The 20,166-nt window shown below is 73.9% G+C and carries 18 protein-coding genes; 2 read left to right on the forward strand and 16 right to left on the reverse strand.

Features of this window, described 5'->3' with window-relative positions; genetic code table 11:
* Window positions 1-71: 71 nt before the first annotated feature.
* From ACL02T_RS26185 to ACL02T_RS26200, 4 genes are all read right to left on the reverse strand, one after another.
* Window positions 72-818, reverse strand: coding sequence for a DivIVA domain-containing protein (locus ACL02T_RS26185; protein ID WP_412833427.1), 747 nt, complete (start codon window positions 816-818; stop codon window positions 72-74).
* Between the two features lie 114 nt (window positions 819-932).
* Window positions 933-1,415, reverse strand: coding sequence for a pantetheine-phosphate adenylyltransferase (coaD, locus tag ACL02T_RS26190; protein ID WP_412833428.1), 483 nt, complete (start codon window positions 1,413-1,415; stop codon window positions 933-935).
* Window positions 1,412-1,993 (reverse strand): 16S rRNA (guanine(966)-N(2))-methyltransferase RsmD, encoded by a 582-nt coding sequence (gene rsmD / locus ACL02T_RS26195; RefSeq protein ID WP_412833429.1) that lies wholly within the window; start codon window positions 1,991-1,993, stop codon window positions 1,412-1,414. Before rsmD ends, coaD begins: the two co-directional genes overlap by 4 nt.
* A 126-nt stretch (window positions 1,994-2,119) precedes the next feature.
* Window positions 2,120-5,497 carry a pyruvate carboxylase gene (locus tag ACL02T_RS26200; protein ID WP_412833430.1) on the reverse strand — a complete coding sequence of 1,126 codons (3,378 nt, stop codon included), beginning with the start codon at window positions 5,495-5,497 and terminating at the stop codon, window positions 2,120-2,122.
* Window positions 5,498-5,917: 420 nt separating this feature from the next.
* Between ACL02T_RS26200 and ACL02T_RS26205 the strand changes: the two genes are divergently transcribed.
* A complete protein-coding gene (locus tag ACL02T_RS26205) occupies window positions 5,918-6,619 on the forward strand; it encodes a hypothetical protein (protein WP_412833431.1) in 702 nt (233 codons plus the stop codon).
* Window positions 6,620-6,779: 160 nt separating this feature from the next.
* Here ACL02T_RS26205 and recG read toward each other — a convergent pair whose 3' ends face one another.
* Both recG and ACL02T_RS26215 read right to left on the reverse strand, forming a co-directional pair.
* Window positions 6,780-8,975: an ATP-dependent DNA helicase RecG gene (recG, locus tag ACL02T_RS26210; protein WP_412833432.1), complete on the reverse strand. Its 2,196-nt coding sequence runs from the start codon at window positions 8,973-8,975 to the stop codon at window positions 6,780-6,782.
* A 35-nt stretch (window positions 8,976-9,010) separates the two neighbouring features.
* Window positions 9,011-10,576: a DAK2 domain-containing protein gene (locus tag ACL02T_RS26215; RefSeq protein WP_412833433.1), complete on the reverse strand. Its 1,566-nt coding sequence runs from the start codon at window positions 10,574-10,576 to the stop codon at window positions 9,011-9,013.
* Window positions 10,577-10,746: 170 nt separating this feature from the next.
* Here ACL02T_RS26215 and rpmB point away from each other — a divergent pair, with 170 nt between their 5' ends.
* Window positions 10,747-10,938 carry a 50S ribosomal protein L28 gene (gene rpmB, locus ACL02T_RS26220; protein WP_412833434.1) on the forward strand — a complete coding sequence of 64 codons (192 nt, stop codon included), beginning with the start codon at window positions 10,747-10,749 and terminating at the stop codon, window positions 10,936-10,938.
* Window positions 10,939-11,155: 217 nt separating this feature from the next.
* Here rpmB and ACL02T_RS26225 read toward each other — a convergent pair whose 3' ends face one another.
* The 10 genes from ACL02T_RS26225 to ACL02T_RS26270 all read right to left on the reverse strand — a co-directional run bounded on the left by ACL02T_RS26225 (window position 11,156) and on the right by ACL02T_RS26270 (window position 20,138).
* A complete protein-coding gene (locus ACL02T_RS26225) occupies window positions 11,156-11,836 on the reverse strand; it encodes a uracil-DNA glycosylase (RefSeq protein WP_412833435.1) in 681 nt (226 codons plus the stop codon).
* Complete coding sequence (locus tag ACL02T_RS26230) at window positions 11,836-12,360, reverse strand: gamma carbonic anhydrase family protein (protein WP_412833436.1); 525 nt, start codon at window positions 12,358-12,360, stop codon at window positions 11,836-11,838. Before ACL02T_RS26230 ends, ACL02T_RS26225 begins: the two co-directional genes overlap by 1 nt.
* A gap of 10 nt (window positions 12,361-12,370) precedes the next feature.
* Window positions 12,371-12,841: a monovalent cation/H(+) antiporter subunit G gene (gene mnhG / locus ACL02T_RS26235; protein ID WP_412833437.1), complete on the reverse strand. Its 471-nt coding sequence runs from the start codon at window positions 12,839-12,841 to the stop codon at window positions 12,371-12,373.
* Between the two features lie 34 nt (window positions 12,842-12,875).
* Window positions 12,876-13,142, reverse strand: coding sequence for a monovalent cation/H+ antiporter complex subunit F (locus ACL02T_RS26240; protein WP_412833438.1), 267 nt, complete (start codon window positions 13,140-13,142; stop codon window positions 12,876-12,878).
* Window positions 13,139-13,705 (reverse strand): Na+/H+ antiporter subunit E, encoded by a 567-nt coding sequence (locus ACL02T_RS26245; RefSeq protein ID WP_412833439.1) that lies wholly within the window; start codon window positions 13,703-13,705, stop codon window positions 13,139-13,141. Before ACL02T_RS26245 ends, ACL02T_RS26240 begins: the two co-directional genes overlap by 4 nt.
* Window positions 13,702-15,225, reverse strand: a complete 1,524-nt coding sequence (locus ACL02T_RS26250; protein ID WP_412833440.1) for a Na+/H+ antiporter subunit D — start codon at window positions 15,223-15,225, stop codon at window positions 13,702-13,704. Before ACL02T_RS26250 ends, ACL02T_RS26245 begins: the two co-directional genes overlap by 4 nt.
* Window positions 15,222-15,764, reverse strand: a complete 543-nt coding sequence (locus tag ACL02T_RS26255) for a Na(+)/H(+) antiporter subunit C (RefSeq protein ID WP_412833456.1) — start codon at window positions 15,762-15,764, stop codon at window positions 15,222-15,224. Before ACL02T_RS26255 ends, ACL02T_RS26250 begins: the two co-directional genes overlap by 4 nt.
* Window positions 15,764-16,309: an MnhB domain-containing protein gene (locus ACL02T_RS26260; RefSeq protein ID WP_412833441.1), complete on the reverse strand. Its 546-nt coding sequence runs from the start codon at window positions 16,307-16,309 to the stop codon at window positions 15,764-15,766. Before ACL02T_RS26260 ends, ACL02T_RS26255 begins: the two co-directional genes overlap by 1 nt.
* Complete coding sequence (mbhE, locus tag ACL02T_RS26265) at window positions 16,306-18,666, reverse strand: hydrogen gas-evolving membrane-bound hydrogenase subunit E (protein ID WP_412833442.1); 2,361 nt, start codon at window positions 18,664-18,666, stop codon at window positions 16,306-16,308. Before mbhE ends, ACL02T_RS26260 begins: the two co-directional genes overlap by 4 nt.
* A gap of 260 nt (window positions 18,667-18,926) precedes the next feature.
* A complete protein-coding gene (locus ACL02T_RS26270; protein WP_412833443.1) occupies window positions 18,927-20,138 on the reverse strand; it encodes an MFS transporter in 1,212 nt (403 codons plus the stop codon).
* Window positions 20,139-20,166 lie beyond the last annotated feature (28 nt).

Consider the following 20,166-nt stretch of genomic DNA (forward strand, 5'->3'; position numbering starts at 1 on the left):
GAGCGCCCACGAGCGGGGGACACACCCACCGACCCGCAAACCCGGCGCTCCCGCGGATCACCCGGAGGGAATCAGTCGATCAGGTCCATTCCCGTCCCGGTGCGCCCGTGCAGGGCGGCGGCCGGCGTGCCGTTGGGGGAGCCGCCCTTCCACAGCTGGCTGCGGCCCCGGCTGACCGTGCGCAGTGCCTTCGTGAGGGTGTCCTCGAACTCGGCGAGCTTGGCGTCGACGTAGCCGTCGCACTCGCGGCGCAGCCGGTCGGCCTCGCCGTCGGCGGTGTCGACGATCCGGGCCGCCTCGGTCTGTGCCGCCCGCACGACCTCGGTGCCCGACACCAACCGCGCCTGCTCGGCCTGCCCGTCGGCGACGTACCGGTCGTGCGTGGCCCGGCCCGCCTCCGCGAGCCGGTCCGCGTCGTGCCGGGCCCGCTCGGTGAGCTCCTCGTACTCCTGCCGGCCGTCGGCGATCATCGTGTCGGCCTCGTGCCGGGCCTCGGCGAGGGTGCGCTCGGCCTCCTCGCGGGCTTCGGCCACCAGCCGTTCGGCCTCCCCGCGGGCCTCGGCGAGCATCTCCTCGGCCTCGGTCGACGCCGCGGACCGGGTCTCCTCGGCCTCCCGCTCGGCCTCGCCGACGATCTCGTCGCGACGGTCCAGGACGTCCTGCGCGTCGTCGAGCTCGCCCGGGACCGCCTCTCGGAGGTCGTCGAGCAGGTCGAGGACGTCGCCACGCGGGACCACGCAGTTGGCGGTCATGGGGACACCGCGCGCCTCCTCCACCACCGTGACCAGTGCGTCGAGCGACTCGAAGACCCTGTACACGGTCGCGATCCTCCCACCGCGCCGGCCGGGATCCCCGTATTGGCGACACCCAGGGCGTGTCAAGTTCCGTCCGGGTGATCACCGCATGGCCCGCCCGGTGCCCGGGTAGGAGGATCAGTTCCGCTCGGCGATCCGGTCGAGGAGCTGGCGGTGGACCGACGGCGGCAGCAGGTGCGCGACGTCGCCGCCGTAGGTCGCGACCTCCTTGACCAGCGAGCTGGACAGGAAGCTGAACTCGGGGTTGGTCGACATGAACAGCGTGTCGACACCGGAGAGCCGCTGGTTCATCTGCGCCATCTGAAGCTCGTAGTCGAAGTCGGTGACGGCGCGCAGACCCTTGACGATCGCCCTGATGTCGTGCTCGCGGCAGTAGTCGACGAGCAGGCCGTGGAAGGAGTCGGCGCGGACGTTCGGGAGGTCGACGGTGACCTCCTCCAGCATCGCGATGCGCTCCTCGACCGAGAACAGGCCCTGCTTCTTCTTGTTGATCAGCACCGCGACGACGACCTCGTCGAACAGGCCCGCGGCCCGGGAGATGACGTCGAGGTGACCGAGCGTCACGGGGTCGAACGAGCCCGGGCAGACCGCGCGCCTCACTGCTGCGCCTCAGCTGGCATGGGCGGACCGTAACAGCCGCCGACGTGGATCACGGTGTCCCCGTAACGACGCTCACGCACCGCCGCGAACCCCTCCGGCCACGGGAATCCGCCCGCCGACCGGGCCCGCTCCACGACCACCACCGCCTCGGCCGCGATCCACCCGGTCCGACGCCCGGTGTGCAGCCACCGCGCGATCGCCTCGTCCGGCTCGGCGTACGGCGGGTCGACGAACACGACGTCGTGGACGCGCGGCGCCGCGGCCGCCAGCACCGTCCCGGCGGGCCCGTACCGCACGTCCCCGCCCAGCCCGACGATCGCGACGTTCTTCTTCAGCACCGCCACCGCCCGCCGGTCCAGCTCGACGAACGTCGCGTGCACTGCCCCGCGGGACAACGCTTCCAGCCCGAGCGCCCCGGTGCCCGCGCAGAGGTCGAGCACCGCGGTCCCGGCGAGACCCGGGTCGTGGTCGAGCGAGGAGAACAGCGCCTCGCGCACGCGGTCCGAGGTGGGCCGGGTGCCCACCCCGGGGACCGCGAGCCGCCGCCCGCCGGCGCGTCCCCCGATGATCCGCGTCATGCCACCCCATTCCCCCGATCACTGCACGAACGGCACTCTCGTGCAGTCCTAGCGCACAGAAGTGCCGTTCGTGCGGTCGGGGCCGGTGACGACCTCGTGAGTGGCGATCATCGCCACTCACAGGGGTTACTCGATCTCCAACAGCAGGTCGCCGCCCTCCACCTGCTGGACCCGGCCGATGGCGAGGCGGGAGACGGTGCCGTCGCGCTGGGCGGAGATGCTGGCCTCCATCTTCATGGCCTCGATGGTGGCGACGGTCTGGCCGGCGGAGATCGGGTCGCCCTCGCCGACCTGCAGGGTGACGACGCCGCCGAACGGCGCGGCCACGTGACGGTCGTTGCCCCGTTCGGCCTTCTCCGCGACCTTGACGTCCGTCTGGATGGACCGGTCCCGCACCGACACCGGCCGCAGCTGCCCGTTGAGCGTGGTCAGCACGGTCCGGTAGCCGCGCTCGTCGGGTTCGGAGATGGCCTCCAGCTCGATGAGCAGCGTGACGCCCTGCTCGAGGGTGACCGTGTGCTCGACGTCCGGTTCGAGGCCGTAGAAGAAGTCCTTCGACGACAGCACGCTGGTGTCGCCGTAGTGCTCCCGGTGGGTGTCGAGCTCCTTGCTCGGGGCGGGGAACAGCAGCCGGTTCAACGTCCGGCGGGGCTCGTCGCGCAGCCCGCGGCGGTCCTCGATGCTCAGCTCCGCGTGCTCGACCTCCGGCGAACGGCCCTCCAGCGCGCGGGTCCGGAAGGGCTCGGGCCAGCCGCCGGGCGGGTCGCCCAGCTCACCGCGCAGGAACCCGATCACCGAGTCCGGGACGTCGAACTTGCCCGGGTCGGACTCGAAGTCCTCCGCCGTGACCCCGGCACCGACCAGGTGCAAGGCCAGGTCTCCCACCACCTTGGACGACGGCGTGACCTTGACCAGCCGGCCCAGCATCCGGTCCGCGGCGGCGTAGCAGTCCTCGATCAGCTCGAACCGGTCCCCCAGCCCGAGCGCGATCGCCTGCTGGCGCAGGTTGGACAGCTGCCCGCCGGGGATCTCGTGGTGGTACACCCGCCCGGTGGGCGAGGCGAGGCCGGACTCGAACGGCCCGTAGACCTTGCGCACCGCCTCCCAGTACGGCTCCAGGTCCGAGACGGCCTGCAGCGACAGCCCGGAGGCGCGCTCGGTGTGGTCGGTCGCCGCGACCAGCGCCGACAGCGAGGGCTGCGAGGTCGTGCCGGCCATCGAGGCGACCGCGCCGTCGACGGCGTCCACCCCGGCGTCGATCGCCGTGATCAAGGTGGCCAGCTGCCCGCCCGCGGTGTCGTGGGTGTGCAGGTGCACGGGCAGGTCGAACCGGCTGCGCAGCGCCTGGACGAGGGTGCGGGCCGCGGGCGGCCGCAGCAGCCCGGCCATGTCCTTGATCGCCAGCACGTGCGCGCCGGCCTCGACGATCTGCTCGGCGAGACGCAGGTAGTAGTCGAGGGTGTAGAGCTTCTCGCCCGGGTCGGACAGGTCCGCGGTGTAGCAGAGCGCCACCTCCGCGACCGCGGTCCCGGTCGCGCGGACCGCGTCGATGGCCGGCCGCATCTGCGAGACGTCGTTGAGCGCGTCGAAGATCCGGAAGATGTCCATGCCCGTCGTCGCGGCCTCGGCGACGAACGCGTCCGTCACCTCGGTCGGGTACGGCGTGTAGCCGACGGTGTTGCGCCCGCGCAGCAGCATCTGCGTGCAGATGGTCGGCACCGCCTCCTTCAGCGCCGCCAGCCGCTCCCACGGGTCCTCGGCCAGGAACCGCAGCGCGACGTCGTAGGTCGCCCCGCCCCAGCACTCCAGGCTGAACAGCTCCGGCACCAGCCGCGCCACGTGCGGGGCCACCGCGAGCAGGTCCCGCGTGCGGATCCGGGTGGCCAGCAGAGACTGGTGCGCGTCCCGGAAGGTGGTGTCGGTGACGGCGACGGCCGTCCGGTCCCGCAGCTGCCGGGCGAAGCCCTCCGGGCCGAGCTCGCGCAGCAGCTGGGCGGACCCGGCGGGCGGCTCGGCGTTCAGGTCGACCGGCGGCAGCTTGTCGACGGGCTCGACGACCTCGGTGCGCGGACCGTTCGGCCTGTTCACCGTGACGTCGGCCAGGTAGGCCAGCATCCGCGAGCCGCGGTCGGCCGAGGGGCGGGCCCTGAGCAGCTCCGGCCGGTCCTCGATGAAGCTCGTGGTGATCCGCCCGGCGGCGAAGTCCGGGTCGTCGAGCACCGCGGCGAGGAAGGGCAGGTTGGTGGAGACGCCACGGATGCGGAACTCCGCGATCGCCCGGCGGGCGCGGCGCACGGCGTTGGCGAAGTCGTGGCCGTGGCAGGTCAGCTTGACCAGCATCGAGTCGAAGTGCGCCGACACCTCGGCGCCGGTGTGCACCGTGCCGCCGTCGAGCCGCACGCCCGGGCCACCCGGCGAGCGGTAGGCACTGATCACGCCGGTGTCCGGGCGGAACCCGTTGGCGGGGTCCTCCGTGGTGACCCGGCACTGCAGCGCCGCCCCGGAGAGGGTGACCTCGTCCTGGGTCAGGTGCAGCTCCCGCAGCGTCATGCCCGAGGCGATGCGCAGCTGGGCGATGACCAGGTCCCGGTCCGTGACCTGTTCGGTCACCGTGTGCTCGACCTGGATGCGTGGGTTCATCTCGATGAACACGTGGTTGCCGCGCTCGTCGACCAGGAACTCGACCGTGCCCGCGTTGCGGTAGCCGATGTGCCGGGCGAAGTTCACCGCGTCCTGGCAGATGCGCTCGCGCAGCTCCGGGTCCAGGTTCGGCGCCGGCGCGATCTCCACGACCTTCTGGTGACGCCGTTGCATCGAGCAGTCCCGCTCGAACAGGTGCACGACGTCGCCCTCGCCGTCGGCCAGGATCTGCACCTCGATGTGGCGGGGGTTCACGACCGCCTGCTCCAGGAACACGGTGCCGTCGCCGAAGGCCGACTCGGCCTCGCGGGAGGCGGCCTCGACGGCATCGCGCAGCTCGGACGGGTTCTGCACCCGCCGCATGCCGCGACCGCCGCCACCGGCCACGGCCTTGACGAAGATCGGGAACCCGACGGCGTCGGCCGCGGCGAGCAGGGTCTCCACGTCGTCCGAGGGCTCCGACGACTCGAGCACCGGCACCCCGGCCTCGCGCGCGGCCGCGACCGCGCGGGACTTGTTGCCGGTCAGGTGCAGGACCTCCGAAGGCGGCCCGACGAAGGTGATGCCGGCCTCGTGGCAGGCGGCGGCCAGGTCGGGGTTCTCGGACAGGAAGCCGTAGCCGGGGTAGACGGCGTCGGCCCCCGCCTTCGTCGCCGCACTGATGATCTCCTCGACCGACAGGTAGGCGCGGACGGGGTGGCCGCGCTCGCCGATCAGGTACGACTCGTCGGCCTTCGCCCGGTGCAGCGAGTTGCGGTCCTCGTGGGGGAACACCGCGACCGTCGAGATCCCCAGCTCGAACGCGGCCCGGAACGCCCGGATCGCGATCTCCCCGCGGTTGGCCACCAGCACTTTCGAGAACATCCGGCTCCCTGGTCCGTCGGACGTGACATGCGTCCGCGCCGCGGTGGCGGCGGGGACGGGGAATCGTGGCACGCGGCCGGGACGGCCGTCGACCGCAGAACCACCAGATGGGACGGGGTGCCGGGGTCGTCGGCGGTCCCGTCCGCAGCGGACGGTCTGAGACGGTGCTGAGACCACCGGCCTGCGCGAATGCGGCCGACCGGGGCATTCCTCCGCAGGGTCGATGCACGTCACCACCCGTTCGGGTACCAAGGAGACATGACTCGGCGTCCGCATCACCCGGGCGGTTTCGGCGGGCCCGGCGGCTACGGCCGTGGGCACGGTCCCCGCTGGGAGAATCCTGGTGAGCGGGCGGCCCGGCGGGTGCGCCGCGCGGGATCGACTCCGCCGCACCGCCACCATGGTCCGTACCGGCCCGGGATGGCCGTGCCGTCGCCCTGGATCGCACTGCCGCTGATCATCGTGCTCATCGGGCTGGTCGGCAGCGCCGCGGCCGCGACCGCATTCGCCGTGGTCTCCTTCTCCCCGCTGTTCCTGCTCGCCGTCGTGGCGATCACGGCGCACCGGGCCGGACGGCGCCGCCCGATCCCGCCGCCGCCGGTCACCGCGCCTCGCCCGCAGGCGCCACCGGCGCCGCCGTGGGCGCAGGCCCGCGCGCGGTTCGACCGCCTGCGCGAGGAGTACACGGGCTTCGAGTGCGACCCGATGGCCGTGCTTCGGCTGCCGGCCCTCGCCGACGTCTCGGTCCCCAGCACCGGGCGGTTCGTGGAGGCGTTCGCCGAGGCCCAGGCACTGGACACGGACACCCGGCCCGCCGATCGCCACCACGCGGAGATGTTCGTCGCCGCCGTCGACCGGGCGGTGCGGGCGTGGGAGGCCGCGCGCGATGCCGCCGAGCGGATCCGGCACTCCTCGCTGTCGGCCTCGGAGCGTGCGTCGGTGGAGCGGGCGATCAAGCTGCTGACCACCGCGCGGGACTCGGACAACGACGCCGAACGCCTCGCGGCCTACGCGATGGCCCGCTCGGAGCTCGGCCGGCTGGAGAAGGCGGGTGTGGTGCACCTGCCCCGTGCCGCCGTCGCGGCGCTGGAGAACGAGGGCAGGGGCCAGCTCAGCGCGTAGCCGCGCGACTCGCGGAAGCCCACAGCGCGACTCGCGGAAGCCCACAGCGCGACTCGCGGGAACCCACAGCGCGACTCGCGGAAGCCCACAGCGCGACTCGCGGAAGCCCACAGCGCGACTCGCCGGAGCCCACGGCGCGACTCGCGGGGCTCTCCTGGGACTACACCTTGTCGAGGTAGGCGGCGGACTCCTCGTCCCCCACCGTCTCGGCGACGAGAGCGCGGAGGCCGGGGTGGCGCGCCAGGCCGGGGTCGGAGGCGACGAGCCGGGCGGCGGAGAGCCGGGCCGCCGAGATCACCTTCTCGTGGCGCAGCAGCGACAGCAGCTTCAGCCCCGAGCGCCGCCCGGACTGCGACGAGCCGAGGACGTCCCCCTCCCGGCGCAGCTCCAGGTCCAGCCGGGCGAGCTCGAACCCGTCCGTGGTGGAGGCGACGGCGTCGAGCCGCTCCCGGGCCGTGGTGCCGCTCGGCATGTCCGTGACGAGCAGGCACACCCCGGGCGCCGACCCGCGGCCCACCCGGCCGCGGAGCTGGTGCAGCTGGGAGAGCCCGAACCGGTCCGCGTCCATGATGATCATGCCGGTGGCGTTCGGGACGTCGACGCCCACCTCGATCACCGTGGTGGCCAGGAGCACGTCGAGCTCGCCGGCGTCGAAGGCCCGCATCACCGCGTCCTTCTCCTCGGCGGGCAGCTTGCCGTGCAGGATCCCGATCCGCAGCCCCGCCAGCGGCCCCTGCTCCAGCTTCGGCCCGATGTCGAGCACCGCCAGCGGCGGGCGGCGCTCGCCGTCCGCGCCGTCGGCACCCGCGTCGTCCGGGTCCTCGGCGTCCTCCGGATCCCGGCCCTTCTTCTTGGTCGCGTACTCCCCGCCCACCCGCGGGAACACGACGTAGCACTGGTGGCCCTCCGCGACCTCCTCGCGGATGCGCGCCCAGACCCGCTCCAGCCAGGACGGCTTCTCCCCCGCCGGCACCACGGTGGTCCTGATCGGCGACCGGCCCTTGGGCAGCTCGGTGAGCGCCGAGACCTCCAGGTCGCCGTAGACGGTCATCGCGACGGTCCGCGGGATCGGGGTGGCCGTCATGACCAGCAGGTGCGGGGTGCGCTCGCCCCGGCCGCGCAGCGCGTCCCGCTGCTCGACGCCGAACCGGTGCTGCTCGTCGACCACCACCAGGCCGAGCTCGGCGAAGCCCACCGTGTCCTCGATGATGGCGTGCGTCCCGACCACGATCCCCGCGGCCCCGGACTGGATGTCCAGCAGGGCCTGCCGCCGCTCCGCCGTGGACATCGAGCCGGTGAGCAGCGTGATCCTCGTGGCCCGCTCCGCCGAGCCGAGCTCGCCCCCCGTGCCGAGCGGCCCGAGCATCGCCCGCAGCGACCGCGCGTGCTGGGTGGCCAGCACCTCCGTGGGCGCGAGCATCGCGGCCTGCCGCCCGTTGTCGACGACCTGCAGCATCGCCCGCAGCGCGACGACGGTCTTGCCTGCGCCGACGTCGCCCTGCACGAGCCGGTTCATCGGCAGCGGGCGGCCGAGGTCCGCGGCGATCTCCTCGCCGACCGATTTCTGCCCGGCGGTGAGCGGGAAGGGCAGGTTCGCGTCGAACCCCTCGAGCAGCCCGCCCGCCCTGCGCGGCGAGGGCGCCGCGGGCCGGTGCATCGCCCGCTCGCGCTGCAGCGACAGCGCGAGCTGGACGCCGAACGCCTCGTCCCACACCAGCCGGCCCTTCGCCGCACGCTGGTCCGCCTCGGACCGCGGCACGTGGATCTTGCGCAGCGCGGCGCCGAGCGGCATCAGCTCGTGTTCCTGCCGCAGGTCCTCGGGCAGCGGGTCCGTCGGGTCGTCGAGCAGCGCGAGCACCTGGCGGACGCTGCGGGCGACGGCCTGCGACCTGACGCCCTTGGTGGCCGGGTAGATGGAGATGTACGGCCGGTCCTCGGAGTCCTCCTCCAGCTCCTCGAACTCGGGGTGGGTGAGCTGGAGCGTGGTGGTCCGGCCGCTGCGGAACACCGACACGACCCCGGAGAACATGAGCGTGCGCCCCACCTGGACGAACCCCTGCACCCGCTGCGCGTGGAAGAACGTGCAGGACAGGGTGGCGCCCTTGGCGTCCCGGATCGTGCAGTTCATCAGCTTGCCGCGCCGGGTGCGCATGTCCCGGACGGTCGCCGACTCGACGGTCGCGATCACCGTGACGTACTCGCCCACCTCGAGACCGGCGATGTCGGTGAGCTTGCCGCGCTCGACGTACCGGCGCGGGTAGTGCCGCACCAGGTCACCGACGGTGTACAGCTCGAGCTTGCCGCCCAGCGCCTTCGCCGACGCCTTGCCGACCACGTCGATCAGCGCCGTGTCCATGTCGATCCTCGGGGGGTCGGTCCTCGGGAGGGCCACTACTCCACCCCCAACACCAGCGGGAAGTCCACCTGCCCGCCGCGGTAGACGACCACGTCGACCTCCGGGTGGGTGCGGCGGAGGTCCTCGGCCAGCCCGCTGCCCAGTTCCTCGGGCGCGTCCGCCCCCAGCAGCGCGGTGACGAGCTCACCACCCGGAGTCAGCATGCGGTGAGCCAACCACAGGGCACCGACAGTCAGGTCGGGTGCGATCAGCACGACCTCGCCCTCGCTCATCCCCAGCACCTCGCCCGGGGCGCACCGGCCCACCCAGGTCAGCGCCTCCGCCTCGGCCACCACGAGCCCGCCGGTGCGGGTGCCGGCCGCCGCCTCGGCCATCGCGACGACGTCGTCGGCGGCGTTGCGGGACAGGTCGTGCACGGCGAGGGCGGCCAGGCCCTGCGGCACCGAGGTCGTGGGCACGACGACCACCTCGCGGCCCTCGTCCCGGGCCGCACCGGCGACCCGGGCGGCGAGGTCGAGCAGACCGACGTCGCAGGTCATGAGGGCGACGTGCGCGGCGCCGGTGGCCTCGACGGCGGCCGCCAGTTCCCGCCCCGACACCGTGTGCCCGGGCCGGGCCTCCAGCACGTCCGCCCCGGCCCCGCGGGCGAGCTCGGCCACCCCGGCCCCCGACGCGACCATCAGCACCGCACGCCGCCGGCGGAAGGCGGGCCGCGCGGGCTCGGGCGGGCGGTCGTCGAACCGCATGACGGTGATGCGGTGGGGCCGGCCCGCCTCGATCCCGGCCTCGAGCGCCGCGCCGACGTCCGTGCAGTGCACGTGCACGTTCCACGTCCCGGCCCCGTCGCCGACGACGACCACGGAGTCCCCGAGCGACGCCAGCCGGGCGCGCAGGCTCGTCACCGCGTCGTCCGTGGTCCGGTCGAGCAGGTACATGACCTCGCTGTCGTACTGCTCCGAGCCGGACTCGCGGGCGGCGGTGAGCGCCGCCCGGTCCCGGACGACCACCCGCGAGCGTTCGGGGACGCGCCCCGCGCCGGCCTCCACCAGCGCGTCGAGCACCACGGCGATGCCGAGACCGCCCGCGTCGACCACCCCGGCCCGGCTCAGCTCCGGGAGCTGGCCGGTGGTCCGGGCGACGGCCGCGTGGGCCGCGTCGGCGATCGCGACCGGCTCCCCGCCCAGCTCCGCGGCCGCCTCGGCCGCCGCGGCGATCACCGTGAGCATCGTGCCCTCGCGCGGCTCGGCGACGGCGGCGGTGGCCAGTTCGGCGGCCCGGCGCAGCGCGCCCGCCAGGTCCTCGCCCACGGCGAGCGCCTCGGCGAGCCCCCGCAGCAGCTGGGAGAGGATGGTCCCCGAGTTGCCGCGGGCGCCCCGGAGCGCGCCCTTGGCGAGCGCCGCGGCGACCTCGGCCGGGTCCTCCGCACGCTCGTCGAGGGCGTCGGCACCGGCCCGCAGGGTGAGGACCATGTTGGTGCCGGTGTCCGCGTCGGCCACCGGGAAGACGTTGATCCCGTCGAGCTCGCCGCGGTGCCGCTCGAGCCCCGCCACGGCGGCGGCGGCCCAGCGCCGGAGCAGGGCGGCGTCGAGCGTCGGGGGCACGCCCCCACCCTAGTGCGGCGACCAGCGACGAGGCGGATCCCGGCAGCCCGGTCGGGCCGCGGGTGGGGGCCGGTGCGTGCGCCGGGGAGAGGGTGGTTACCCTGGACGACACGTGCCCGGGGAGACCCGGGCCCCGCATCGTTGTCTGTCTACCCCGAGGAGTGTCCGACGTGGCTGCCGTCTGCGACGTCTGCGGCAAGGGTCCGGGCTTCGGCATGTCCGTCTCGCACTCGCACCGCCGTACCCACCGCCGCTGGAACCCGAACATCCAGACCGTGCGCACCAAGGTCGACGGTGGCAACCGTCGTCGCCTGAGCGTGTGCACCTCCTGCCTCAAGGCCGGGAAGGTCGCGCGCGCCTGACGCGAGCGGGACGAGGAGCGGGGCGGTCTCCCAGCCGGGAGGCCGCCCCGTCGTCGTCATGAGCTCGTCGTCATGAGCTCGTCGTCATGAGCTCGTCGTCATGAGCTCGTCGTCATGAGCTCGTCGTCATGAGCTCGTCGTCATGAGCTCGTCGTGACGGGGTTGCCGTACCGAGCCGTGTCGCACGCTCCTGTGACGGACGTCGTACGCGAACGGGTCACGGCAGGCGCCAGTCCACGGGTTCCCCACCGATCTCCTCCAGCAGGTCGTTGGCCCGGCTGAAGGGCCGCGAGCCGAAGAAGCCACGGTCCGCCGACATCGGGCTCGGGTGCGCCGACTCGATGATCGGGACGTCGACGAGCAGCGGCGCCAGGGTGCGCGCGTCCCGCCCCCACAGGACCGCCACCAGCGGTTCCGCGTCGCGCTCGACGAGCGCCCGGATCGCCTGCTCGGTCACGGCCTCCCAGCCCTTGTCGCGGTGCGAGCCGGGCGAGCCCGGCTCCACCGTGAGGCACCTGTTGAGCAGCAGCACGCCCTGCTTCGTCCAGGGCGTGAGATCCCCCGACGAGGGCAGCGGCAGCCCCAGGTCCTCCTGGTACTCCTTGAAGATGTTGACCAGCGAGCGCGGCAGCGGGCGGACGTCGGCGGCCACCGAGAAGGACAGCCCGACGGCGTGCCCCGGCGTCGGGTAGGGGTCCTGCCCCACGATCAGGACGCGGACCTCGTCGAAGGGCTGCTGGAAGGCCCGCAGCACGTTCGCGCCCGCGGGCAGGTACTTCCGGCCCGCCGCGAGCTCCGCGCGCAGGAACTCGCCCATCTGCGCCACGACCGGCCCCACGGGCTCCAGCGCCCGGGCCCAGCCCTCCTCGACGACCTCGGCCAACGGTTTGCCGGGCATCAGACGTCCAGCCGGCGCAGCTCGGCGCGGAAGCGCTCGCCCCGCTGCACGTACGAGTCGACGGCATACCGGAACCGGTCCTCCGGCACCTCGTAGCCCTCGCGGACCCGGGCCGGGACACCGAGCGCCATCCGCCGCGGCGGGACCACGGCGTTCGGCGAGACGACGGCACCGGCGGCGACGATCGCGCCCTCGCCGATCGTCGAGCCGTTGAGCACCACCGACCCCGACGAGATCAGCACCTTGTCGGCGATCTCGGCGGCCTCGATGTGCACGTTGTGCCCGACCGTGCAGTCCTCGCCGATCAGGGTGGGCGTACGCGCGGTGGTGTGGATGATCGAGCCGTCCTGGATGCTGGTGCGCGCTCCGACCACGATGTAGCCGTCGTCGCCGCGGAGGACGGCGGTCGGCCACACCGACGCCTGCGCCCCCAGCGTCACGTTGCCGATCACGACCGCGTCCGGGTGGACGTAGGCCTCGGGATGGATGTCGGGTTCGACGTCACCGAGCGCATAGACAGCCACGGCCCGGAGCCTACTTTCGCCCGTCGCGGGCCTCGTCGGCCCCGTCCCCTCCGCCCCGTTCCCCGTCCCGTCCCCCGCCGTCCCGTCCCCCACCGGCCCGTCCCCCACCGGCCCGTCCCCCACCGGCGCGCCGCCCGCGGCCCTCCCGCTCCACCCGCGCGGCCAGCTCGTCGACGAGCAGCGCGTCGTGGTCGAAGGTGCCGCTGCGGTACGCCGAGCGGGCGACGATGTGGCTGATCACCGCGGCGGTGACGATCTGGAACAGCACCACCAGCACGAGCATCGCCCCGCTGCCGAACTCCAGCCGGACGGCGGTGCCGAAGAGGATCAGCACCAGTCCGAGGGTCTGCGGCTTGGCCGCTGCCTGTGCGCGGGAGGGCAGGTCCGGCAGCCGGACCAGCCCGAGCGCGCCGAGCAGGCACGACGACGCGCCGGCCAGCATCAGCACGGCGCTGGCGACGTCCCGGGTGACGATCAGCACGACCGGCCCCCGGGCGTGCGGGGCGGTCGGCGGCTCACCGGTGCCGCTCCCAGCGCTCGACGAGCCGGGCCGCGGTCGCGGACCCGACGAAGGACACGAGGGCGACGGCGGCGAGCAGCGGGATGAACGTCGGGTCCCGGAAGAACGCGATGGAGACGGCGGTGGCCGCGACGATCAGGACCAGGAACACGTCGAGCGCGATGATCCGGTCCAGGGTCGCCGGCCCGCGCAGCAGCCTGAAGACGGTGAGCGCTCCGGCGACGCTCAACATCATGAGCACGGCGACGATCACGGCGGTCATCGGTTCCCCCTCTCCGCGCAGGCGCGTTGTTCGGCCTCGCTACCCAGCGCCTGGACGACGCGCCGCTGCACCGTCAGCATCTGCCGCCGGACACCGTCGGCGTCGCCGGGTCCGTGCAGGCCCAGGGCGTAGACGTACCACCGGGCCCCGGGCCGGTCGACCTGGAGCACGACGGTGCCGGGCGAGAGGGTCACCGCCGCCACGAGGACCGCGATCTCCCGGTCCGACCGGGCGTGCAGCGGCGCTTCGACGATCCCGCCCTGCGCCGCGGGTCCGTACCGCAGCGTCTGCCGGGACACCGCGATGCTGGAGACCACCACGTCGCGGACCACGAACCCGGCCAGCCGGGCGAGCGCCACCGGCCGGAGCGGCAGCGCCGGCAGCAGCGGCATCGGGAACAGCACCGTGACCGCCGACGCGACCACCAGCCCGCCGAACACGACCTTCGCCGAGACGCCGCCCCACAGCAGCAGCCACACCACGAGCAGCCAGGCCACCTGCGGCAGCCGCCGCACGGCCGATGCCACGCCCGCCCTGCCCGTCGTCCCCGACCCGTTCGTCACGACCCCTCCCCCAGCACCGCGACCGTGTAGGGCGTCCGCTCGACCAGGTCCGCCCCGGCCTGCCCGGTCAGCGTCGTGAGCGGCCCGGCCGCGGCGGCGATCGCCAGGCTGACCACGACCAGCCCGGCCGTCGCGGCGTACATCCGGCGCGACGTCCGCGCCGTGCCGACCACGAGCTCGTCCGAGGGATCGGGGTCGGGCAGCGCCTCCCGCGGCTCGCCCCAGAACACCCGCACCCAGATCCGCGTCATCGCGTAGAGCGTGAGCAGGCTCGCCAGGACCACCACGCCCGCGACCACGGCCGTTCCGGTCCCGGCCGCCACGCCGGCCTGCAGCAACGTCAGCTTGGCGACGAAGCCGGCCGTCGGTGGCAGGCCGGCCAGGGTGAGCGCCGGTATCGCGAACAGCACCGCCAGGAACGGCGCCGTCCGGGCCAGCCCGCCCATCTGGTCGATCGCGACCGTCCCCGTCCGGCGCGTGATCAGACCGCTGACCAGGAACAACGTGGCCTGCACGGTGATGTGGTGGACGATGTAGACCACCGTGCCCGCCAGGCCCGCCGCGGTGAAGACCGCGAGCCCGAAGAGCATGAAGCCGATGTGGCTGACCAGCAGGAACGACAAGAGCCGGTTGAGGTCGTTCTGGGCGAGCGCCCCGAGCGCGCCGACCACCATCGTCAGGGCGGCCAGCACCAACAGCAGGACCGTCTGCCCGTCCGGGAACACCAGGGTCTGGGTCCGCAGCAGGACGTAGATGCCGACCTTGCTGAGCAGGCCCGCGAACAGCGCGGTGACCGGGGCCGGGGCGTTGGGGTAACTGTCGGGCAGCCAGAAGTGCAGCGGCACGATCGCGGCCTTGATCCCGAACGTCACGATCGTCAGCATCGCCAGCAGCGTCTGCAACCCGGGCGGCAGCTGGGCGACGCGGCCCGCGAGGTCGGCGAGGTTCACGGTGCCGGTCGCCGCGTAGACGAGTGCGACCGTGGTCAGGAACAGCAGCGACGAGGTGAGGCTGGTGATGACGTAGGTCATGCCGGACCGGATGCGGTTCGCGCTGGTGCGGCGCGTGATCAGGACGTAGGAGGCCGACAGCATGATCTCGAACGCGACGAACAGGTTGAACAGGTCGCCGCTGAGGTAGGCGAGCGACACGCCGGTCGAGAGCACCAGGAAGATCGGGTGGAACGTGGTGCTCGCCGTCCGGCGGCCGTAGTCGGCGATCCGCTGGTCGATCGCGTAGAGCAGGACGGCCAGGGTGACCACGGTCGAGATCAGCAGCAGCAGGCTGGAGAGCCGGTCGGCGACGAGCACGATCCCGACGGGGGCGGACCACCCGCCGATCCGGGCGACGATCGGGCCGTCGCGGTCCGCGGCCACCAGCAACGCCGCCGCCACCCCGACGACCGCCGTCAGCACGACGACCCCGACCGCGCGCTGCAGCTGCGGGGACCGCGCCACGACGATCGCCAGCGCGGCGCCCAGCAGCGGCAACAGCACGGGCAGGGTGACGAGTGTGTTCACCGGCCGTTCCCCTGCTCGTCGGCCGGGTCGGCGCCGCCCAGCCCCTCGTCCCGCCGGCCGGCCTCGTCGCGCCCGCCGGCCGGGTCGTCGCGGCGGGCCGACCCCTCGGCCGGGTCCGGACCGACCTCCCCCGGGTCGCCGGTACCCGGTTCGCCCGTGTCCGCCTCCATCGAGCCCCTCGGCTCCCGGCGCGTGGCGATGCGCCGGTCCTCCGGGTCGTCCTGCACCTCGTCGTGGCCCGCCAGCACCCAGGAGCGGTAGGCGAGGGCCAGCAGGAAGGTCGTCAGCGCGAAGGTGATCACGATCGCGGTCAGGGCGAGGGCCTGCGGCAGCGGGTCGGCGAAGGCCGCAGGCGGCGCACCACCGAGCACGGGCGCCCGGCCCGGCGGCCCTCCGGCGAGCTGGAGCAGCAGGTTCGTGCCGTGCCCGAGGACGATGATCCCGATGAGGATCCGCATGAGCGAGCGCTGCAGCAGCAGGAAGAAGCCCACCGAGTAGAGCACGGCGACGACGATCGCCATGGTCAGGTTGATGGTGATCACCGGGGGTCCTCCCGCGCGTCGCGTTCGATCCCGGTGCCCAGCGACCGCAGCAGCTCGAGCACGACACCGACGATCAGCACGTACACCCCGACGTCGAGCGCCAGGCTGCTGACCAGGTCCACCTCCCCCACCACCGGCACGTGCAGGACCACGTGCGCGCTGGTCAGCGGGGCCGCGCCGAACGCGATCGGGACCAGCGCGGTGACCAGTGCGAGGAGCAGACCGCTCCCGACCACCAGCGGCGGGCGCACGCGCACGCGGGCCCCGATCCCGGCGCCCTCGGTCGCTCCACCCGCGATGTAGCGCAGGACGAACGCCAGCCCGGCGACCAGGCCGCCCGAGAAGCCGCCGCCGGGGCCGTAGTGCCCGACGAACAACAGGTAGCCGGAGAACACCAGCACCGTGGGGAACAGGAACCGGGCCGCCGCTTCCAGCAGCAGGGTCCGGTTCGCCCGCACCGGGCAGCTCCCCGGCAACATCCACTCGTTCTTCGGCTCGTCCCAGTCCTCGAACGGGACCTGCTCCTTCTCCGGTGCGCTCATCCCAGGAGCTCCTTCTCGTGCTCGGGGGTCCCGGAGCCGCTGCCGCGCGGGCGGCGGTCGTACCGGGTGGCGAGGGCCAGGCTGGCGGTGCCCGCGATCGCGACCATCAGCACCGTGATCTCGCCGACGGTGTCGAGCGCCCGGAAGTCGACGAGGATGGCGGCCACGACGTTCTCGGCCCCGGTCTCCGGGGCCAGCGCGACGTACTGGGCGCTCACCGCCGACGGCTGCTGCCGCACCCCGCTCAGCACGACGCCCGCCGCCGCGACGAAGATGCCGACGAGTGCGGCGAGGGCACCCTTGCGCACCTGGACGGCCCGCCTCGGGGACACCTCCGGCCGGGCGTCGAAGTGGGCCGGCAGTCTGCGCAGCACCAGGACGAACACGACCAGGGTCAACGTCTCGACGAGGAACTGGGCCAGCGCCAGGTCGGGACCGCCGTCGACCACGAACAACCCGCCGATCCCGTAGCCGATCGCCCCGAGCAGCAGCACGGCGGTGAAGCGACGGCGGGCGCGCGGGAGCACGAGCGCGGCGACGACCACGCCGAGCCCTAGCGGGATCTGCATCAGGGCGTCGACGAGCCGTTGGTCCTCGGGCAGCACGCCGCCGAGCAGCAACGCGACGCCCGGGAGCAGGAGCACGGTGGCCAGCAGGACGCCGAGGTAGACCGGCAGCGAGCCGGCCTGGACCCGCCCGGTGAACCGGACCGCGAACCGCTCCGTCCCGGCGACGACCAGCTCGTAGCTGCGCTCGGCGGTGATCGGGAACCGCAGCGCACGGTGGACCGTGGCCGCCCGGGCCCGCCACCGGTGGAGCAGGTACCCGAGGCCGAGGGCCACCGCGGAGAACAGCAGCGGCACCGAGAACCCGTGCCAGAGGGCGAGGTGGTACCCGGCCTCCTCCGCGTCGGCGGCGGGGTACGCGGCGGCGTAGCGCTGCGCCAGGGCGTCCGTCAACGGGGGCGCGCAGCCGAGCACGAGGCCCGCACCGGCCGCGATCCAGGCCGGGACGGTGAGCCCGGCCGGAGGGGCCACCGCCCCGACCGCATCGACACCCGGTTTGGTCGCGAACGCCCCCCAGAGGAACCGGGCGCTGTAGGCCACGGTGAGGACCGAGCCCACGAGCAGGCCGACGCCGATCAGCCAGCCGCGTGGCCCGCCCGGGTGCAGCACGCCCTCGAACGCGGCCTCCTTGCCCAGGAACCCGAGCAGGAAGGGCACGCCGGCCATGGACGCCGCCGCGAGCGCCGACACGGCGGCCAGCCCCGGGCGCGCACGCCCGAGACCCGAGAGCTCTCCGGCCTCGCGGGTTCCGGCGGTCTCGTCGATCGCCCCGACCACCATGAACAGCGGAGCCTTGAACAGCCCGTGCGCGAGCAGCATCGTCAGCGCGGCGATCTCGGCGATCCGGTCGCCGGTGCCGAAGAGCACCATCAGGAACCCGAGCTGGCTGATCGTGCCGAAGGCCAGCAGGCGCTTGAGGTCGGTCTCCTGCATCGCGCGCCACCCGCCGAGCAGCATCGTGACGAGCCCGAAGGCGACGACGGGCACCCACCACTGCGGGCGGTCGGCGAAGCCCGGCGAGAGCCGCGCGACCACGACCACGCCGGCCTTCACCATCGCCGCGGCGTGCAGGTAGGCGCTCACCGGGGTGGGCGCGACCATCGCGGCGGGCAACCACGGGTGGAACGGGACCTGCGCGGACTTGGTGAGCGCCCCGACCAGGATCAACGCGAGCGCGGCCGTGACCGCCCCGCCCGTGGGGGGTGCGGCCACGATCTCGGAGATCACGAAGGTGCCCGCCGCCTGCCCGAGCAGGACGACGCCGAGCAGCATCGCGAGCCCGCCGAACACCGTCATCAACAGCGCCTGCACCGCCGCGCGCCGGTTCGCCCGGTGCAGCCCACCCTGCCCGACCAGCAGGAACGACGCGACCGAGGTGAGCTCCCAGAAGACGTAGAGCGTGAGCAGGTCGTCGGCGAGGACGAGGCCGAGCATCACCCCGGCGAAGGCCAGCAGCAGCGCGGCGGAGCGCGACGCCTCCTCGCCGTCGTCGGCGAAGTACCACGCGCTGTACGCCAGGACGAGCGCGCCGATGCCGCCGACCAGCACGATCATCACGATGCCCAGCGCGTCGAGCCGGACGGTGTACCCCAGGTCCAGCGCGGGAGCCCAGGCGAGGCTCTCGCTCACCCCCGGGCCGAGCGCCGGACCGAGCCGGGTCAGCGCCCACCCGAGCGTGGCGGCAGGCAGCAGGGCCGCGATCCCGAACGCCGCCCGCCGGTTCCACCGAGCGACCCACGGGAGCAGCCCGGCCACCACGAGGTGGGCGAGGACCAGCGCGAGCAACGACACCTCCTGGCTACGTCGACACCTGTTCCCCACCACGGCGAGACGAATCCTGTGGCGGTGGACGGGCACACCGCCCGGTCCGAGCGCCCGGAACCCGCTCGGTTCGCCGGGACCTGCCGGGGCTCCCCCGGATCCTATGGGGGTCACCGTCCGGTTCGCCCGTTGTGCGGCGCGGCCCGGCCGCCGGCGATGGACTCGCCGCGCCCCTCCGACGGGGGCGGCTCAGATCAGACGGGCACCCAGACGGGAACTCAGACGGCGACTCAGACGGGGACCGGGCGCGCGGTGCGCCGTCCGGCCACGACGAGAACCGCGAGGCACACCGCCGCGAGGGCCGCCACGACGACCAGCAGGAGCGGATAGGGCACGGGGACCGCGAGCGGGGCAAGGACCACCGGGAGCAGGAAGCCGACGTAGGTCAGCGAGTAGTACACCGCGGTGAGGCCGGCGAGGTGCTCGGGCGCGGCGATCCGCTGGACCTCGAGCAGGCCGCTGACCAGCGAGATGCCGTAGCCCGCGCCGAGGGTCGCGGAGGCCGCGAACGCCACCACGAGCGAGCCGGTCAGTGCGGTCAGGGCGGCCACCAGGATCCCGACGACGATCAGGACCAGGCCGAGCGGGGCCCCGGCGAGCGGGGCGCGCGCGTCGAGCCGGCGCGCGGCGGACTGGATCGCGACGCCGGCCGAGAGGGTCACGGCCGTGAGCCCGGTGGCGAAGATCAGCCCGAACCCGGCCGTCCGCTCCGGTCCGAGGGCCGCCGGCTGCACGGCGAAGGACAGCGCCGGCGCCCCGAACACCCACGGCGCCAGCGGCAGCACCAGCCCGCGGAACCGCGGGTGCGCCACCGCCGGCACCGCCAGGTCGGAGAGGAGCGAGCGCCGGGGCCGCGGTCCGGGCAGGGCCTCGGGCGCCCGGGTCTCCGGGGCCCGCGCGACCAGGGCGATCACCGGCAGGGTGAGTGCGACGTGCACGAGGTAGGGCAGCTCCATCGGCAGCGGGGCCCATTGGGCCAGCACGCCGCCGACCGCCGGGCCCACGCCGAACCCCGCGGACAGCGCGAGCGCGGCGCGGCGGGCGCCGGAGCCCGCATCGGCCACCGGGTCGAACGGGGCCTGCGAGAGCTCCTTCACCCACGTCGTCCCCACGGCCATCGCCACCCCCGTGACCAGGCCGAACAGGAAGCGGCCGGTGAACAGCAACGCCTCGGAGAAGGCCCCGGCGGCGAGCACCGAGCTCGCCGGGACCGACGCGACCAGCGCCGGCAGCAGGACCCGGCGGCGGCCGAGCCGGTCCGACAGCGGGCCCCCGACGAGCAGTCCGGGCGCGAGCCCGGCCACGTACACGCCGAAGAACGCCGCGACGACGGTCGCGGAGTAGTGCCCCTGCTCCCGGTACATGACCATGAGCGGGCTGAACTGGTTCGCGCCGTAGCCGATGACGAACAGCACCGCCGCGACGCGCGTCCACGCCCTCATCCGTCCTCCCACCTGGGGCACCAACCCG

The organism is Pseudonocardia oceanicola, from assembly GCF_047200735.1.
Taxonomy (GTDB): domain Bacteria; phylum Actinomycetota; class Actinomycetes; order Mycobacteriales; family Pseudonocardiaceae; genus Pseudonocardia.

Coding starts and splice junctions, on each gene's coding strand:
- rsmD (WP_412833429.1), bottom strand. CDS start 1,993: ATGACGCGGATCATCGGGGGACGCGCCGGCGGGCGGCGGCTCGCGGTC.
- ACL02T_RS26200 (WP_412833430.1), bottom strand. CDS start 5,497: ATGTTCTCGAAAGTGCTGGTGGCCAACCGCGGGGAGATCGCGATCCGG.
- ACL02T_RS26205 (WP_412833431.1), top strand. CDS start 5,918: ATGGCCGTGCCGTCGCCCTGGATCGCACTGCCGCTGATCATCGTGCTC.
- recG (WP_412833432.1), bottom strand. CDS start 8,975: ATGGACACGGCGCTGATCGACGTGGTCGGCAAGGCGTCGGCGAAGGCG.
- ACL02T_RS26225 (WP_412833435.1), bottom strand. CDS start 11,836: ATGCCCGGCAAACCGTTGGCCGAGGTCGTCGAGGAGGGCTGGGCCCGG.
- ACL02T_RS26240 (WP_412833438.1), bottom strand. CDS start 13,142: ATGACCGCCGTGATCGTCGCCGTGCTCATGATGTTGAGCGTCGCCGGA.
- ACL02T_RS26260 (WP_412833441.1), bottom strand. CDS start 16,309: ATGAGCGCACCGGAGAAGGAGCAGGTCCCGTTCGAGGACTGGGACGAG.
- ACL02T_RS26270 (WP_412833443.1), bottom strand. CDS start 20,138: ATGAGGGCGTGGACGCGCGTCGCGGCGGTGCTGTTCGTCATCGGCTAC.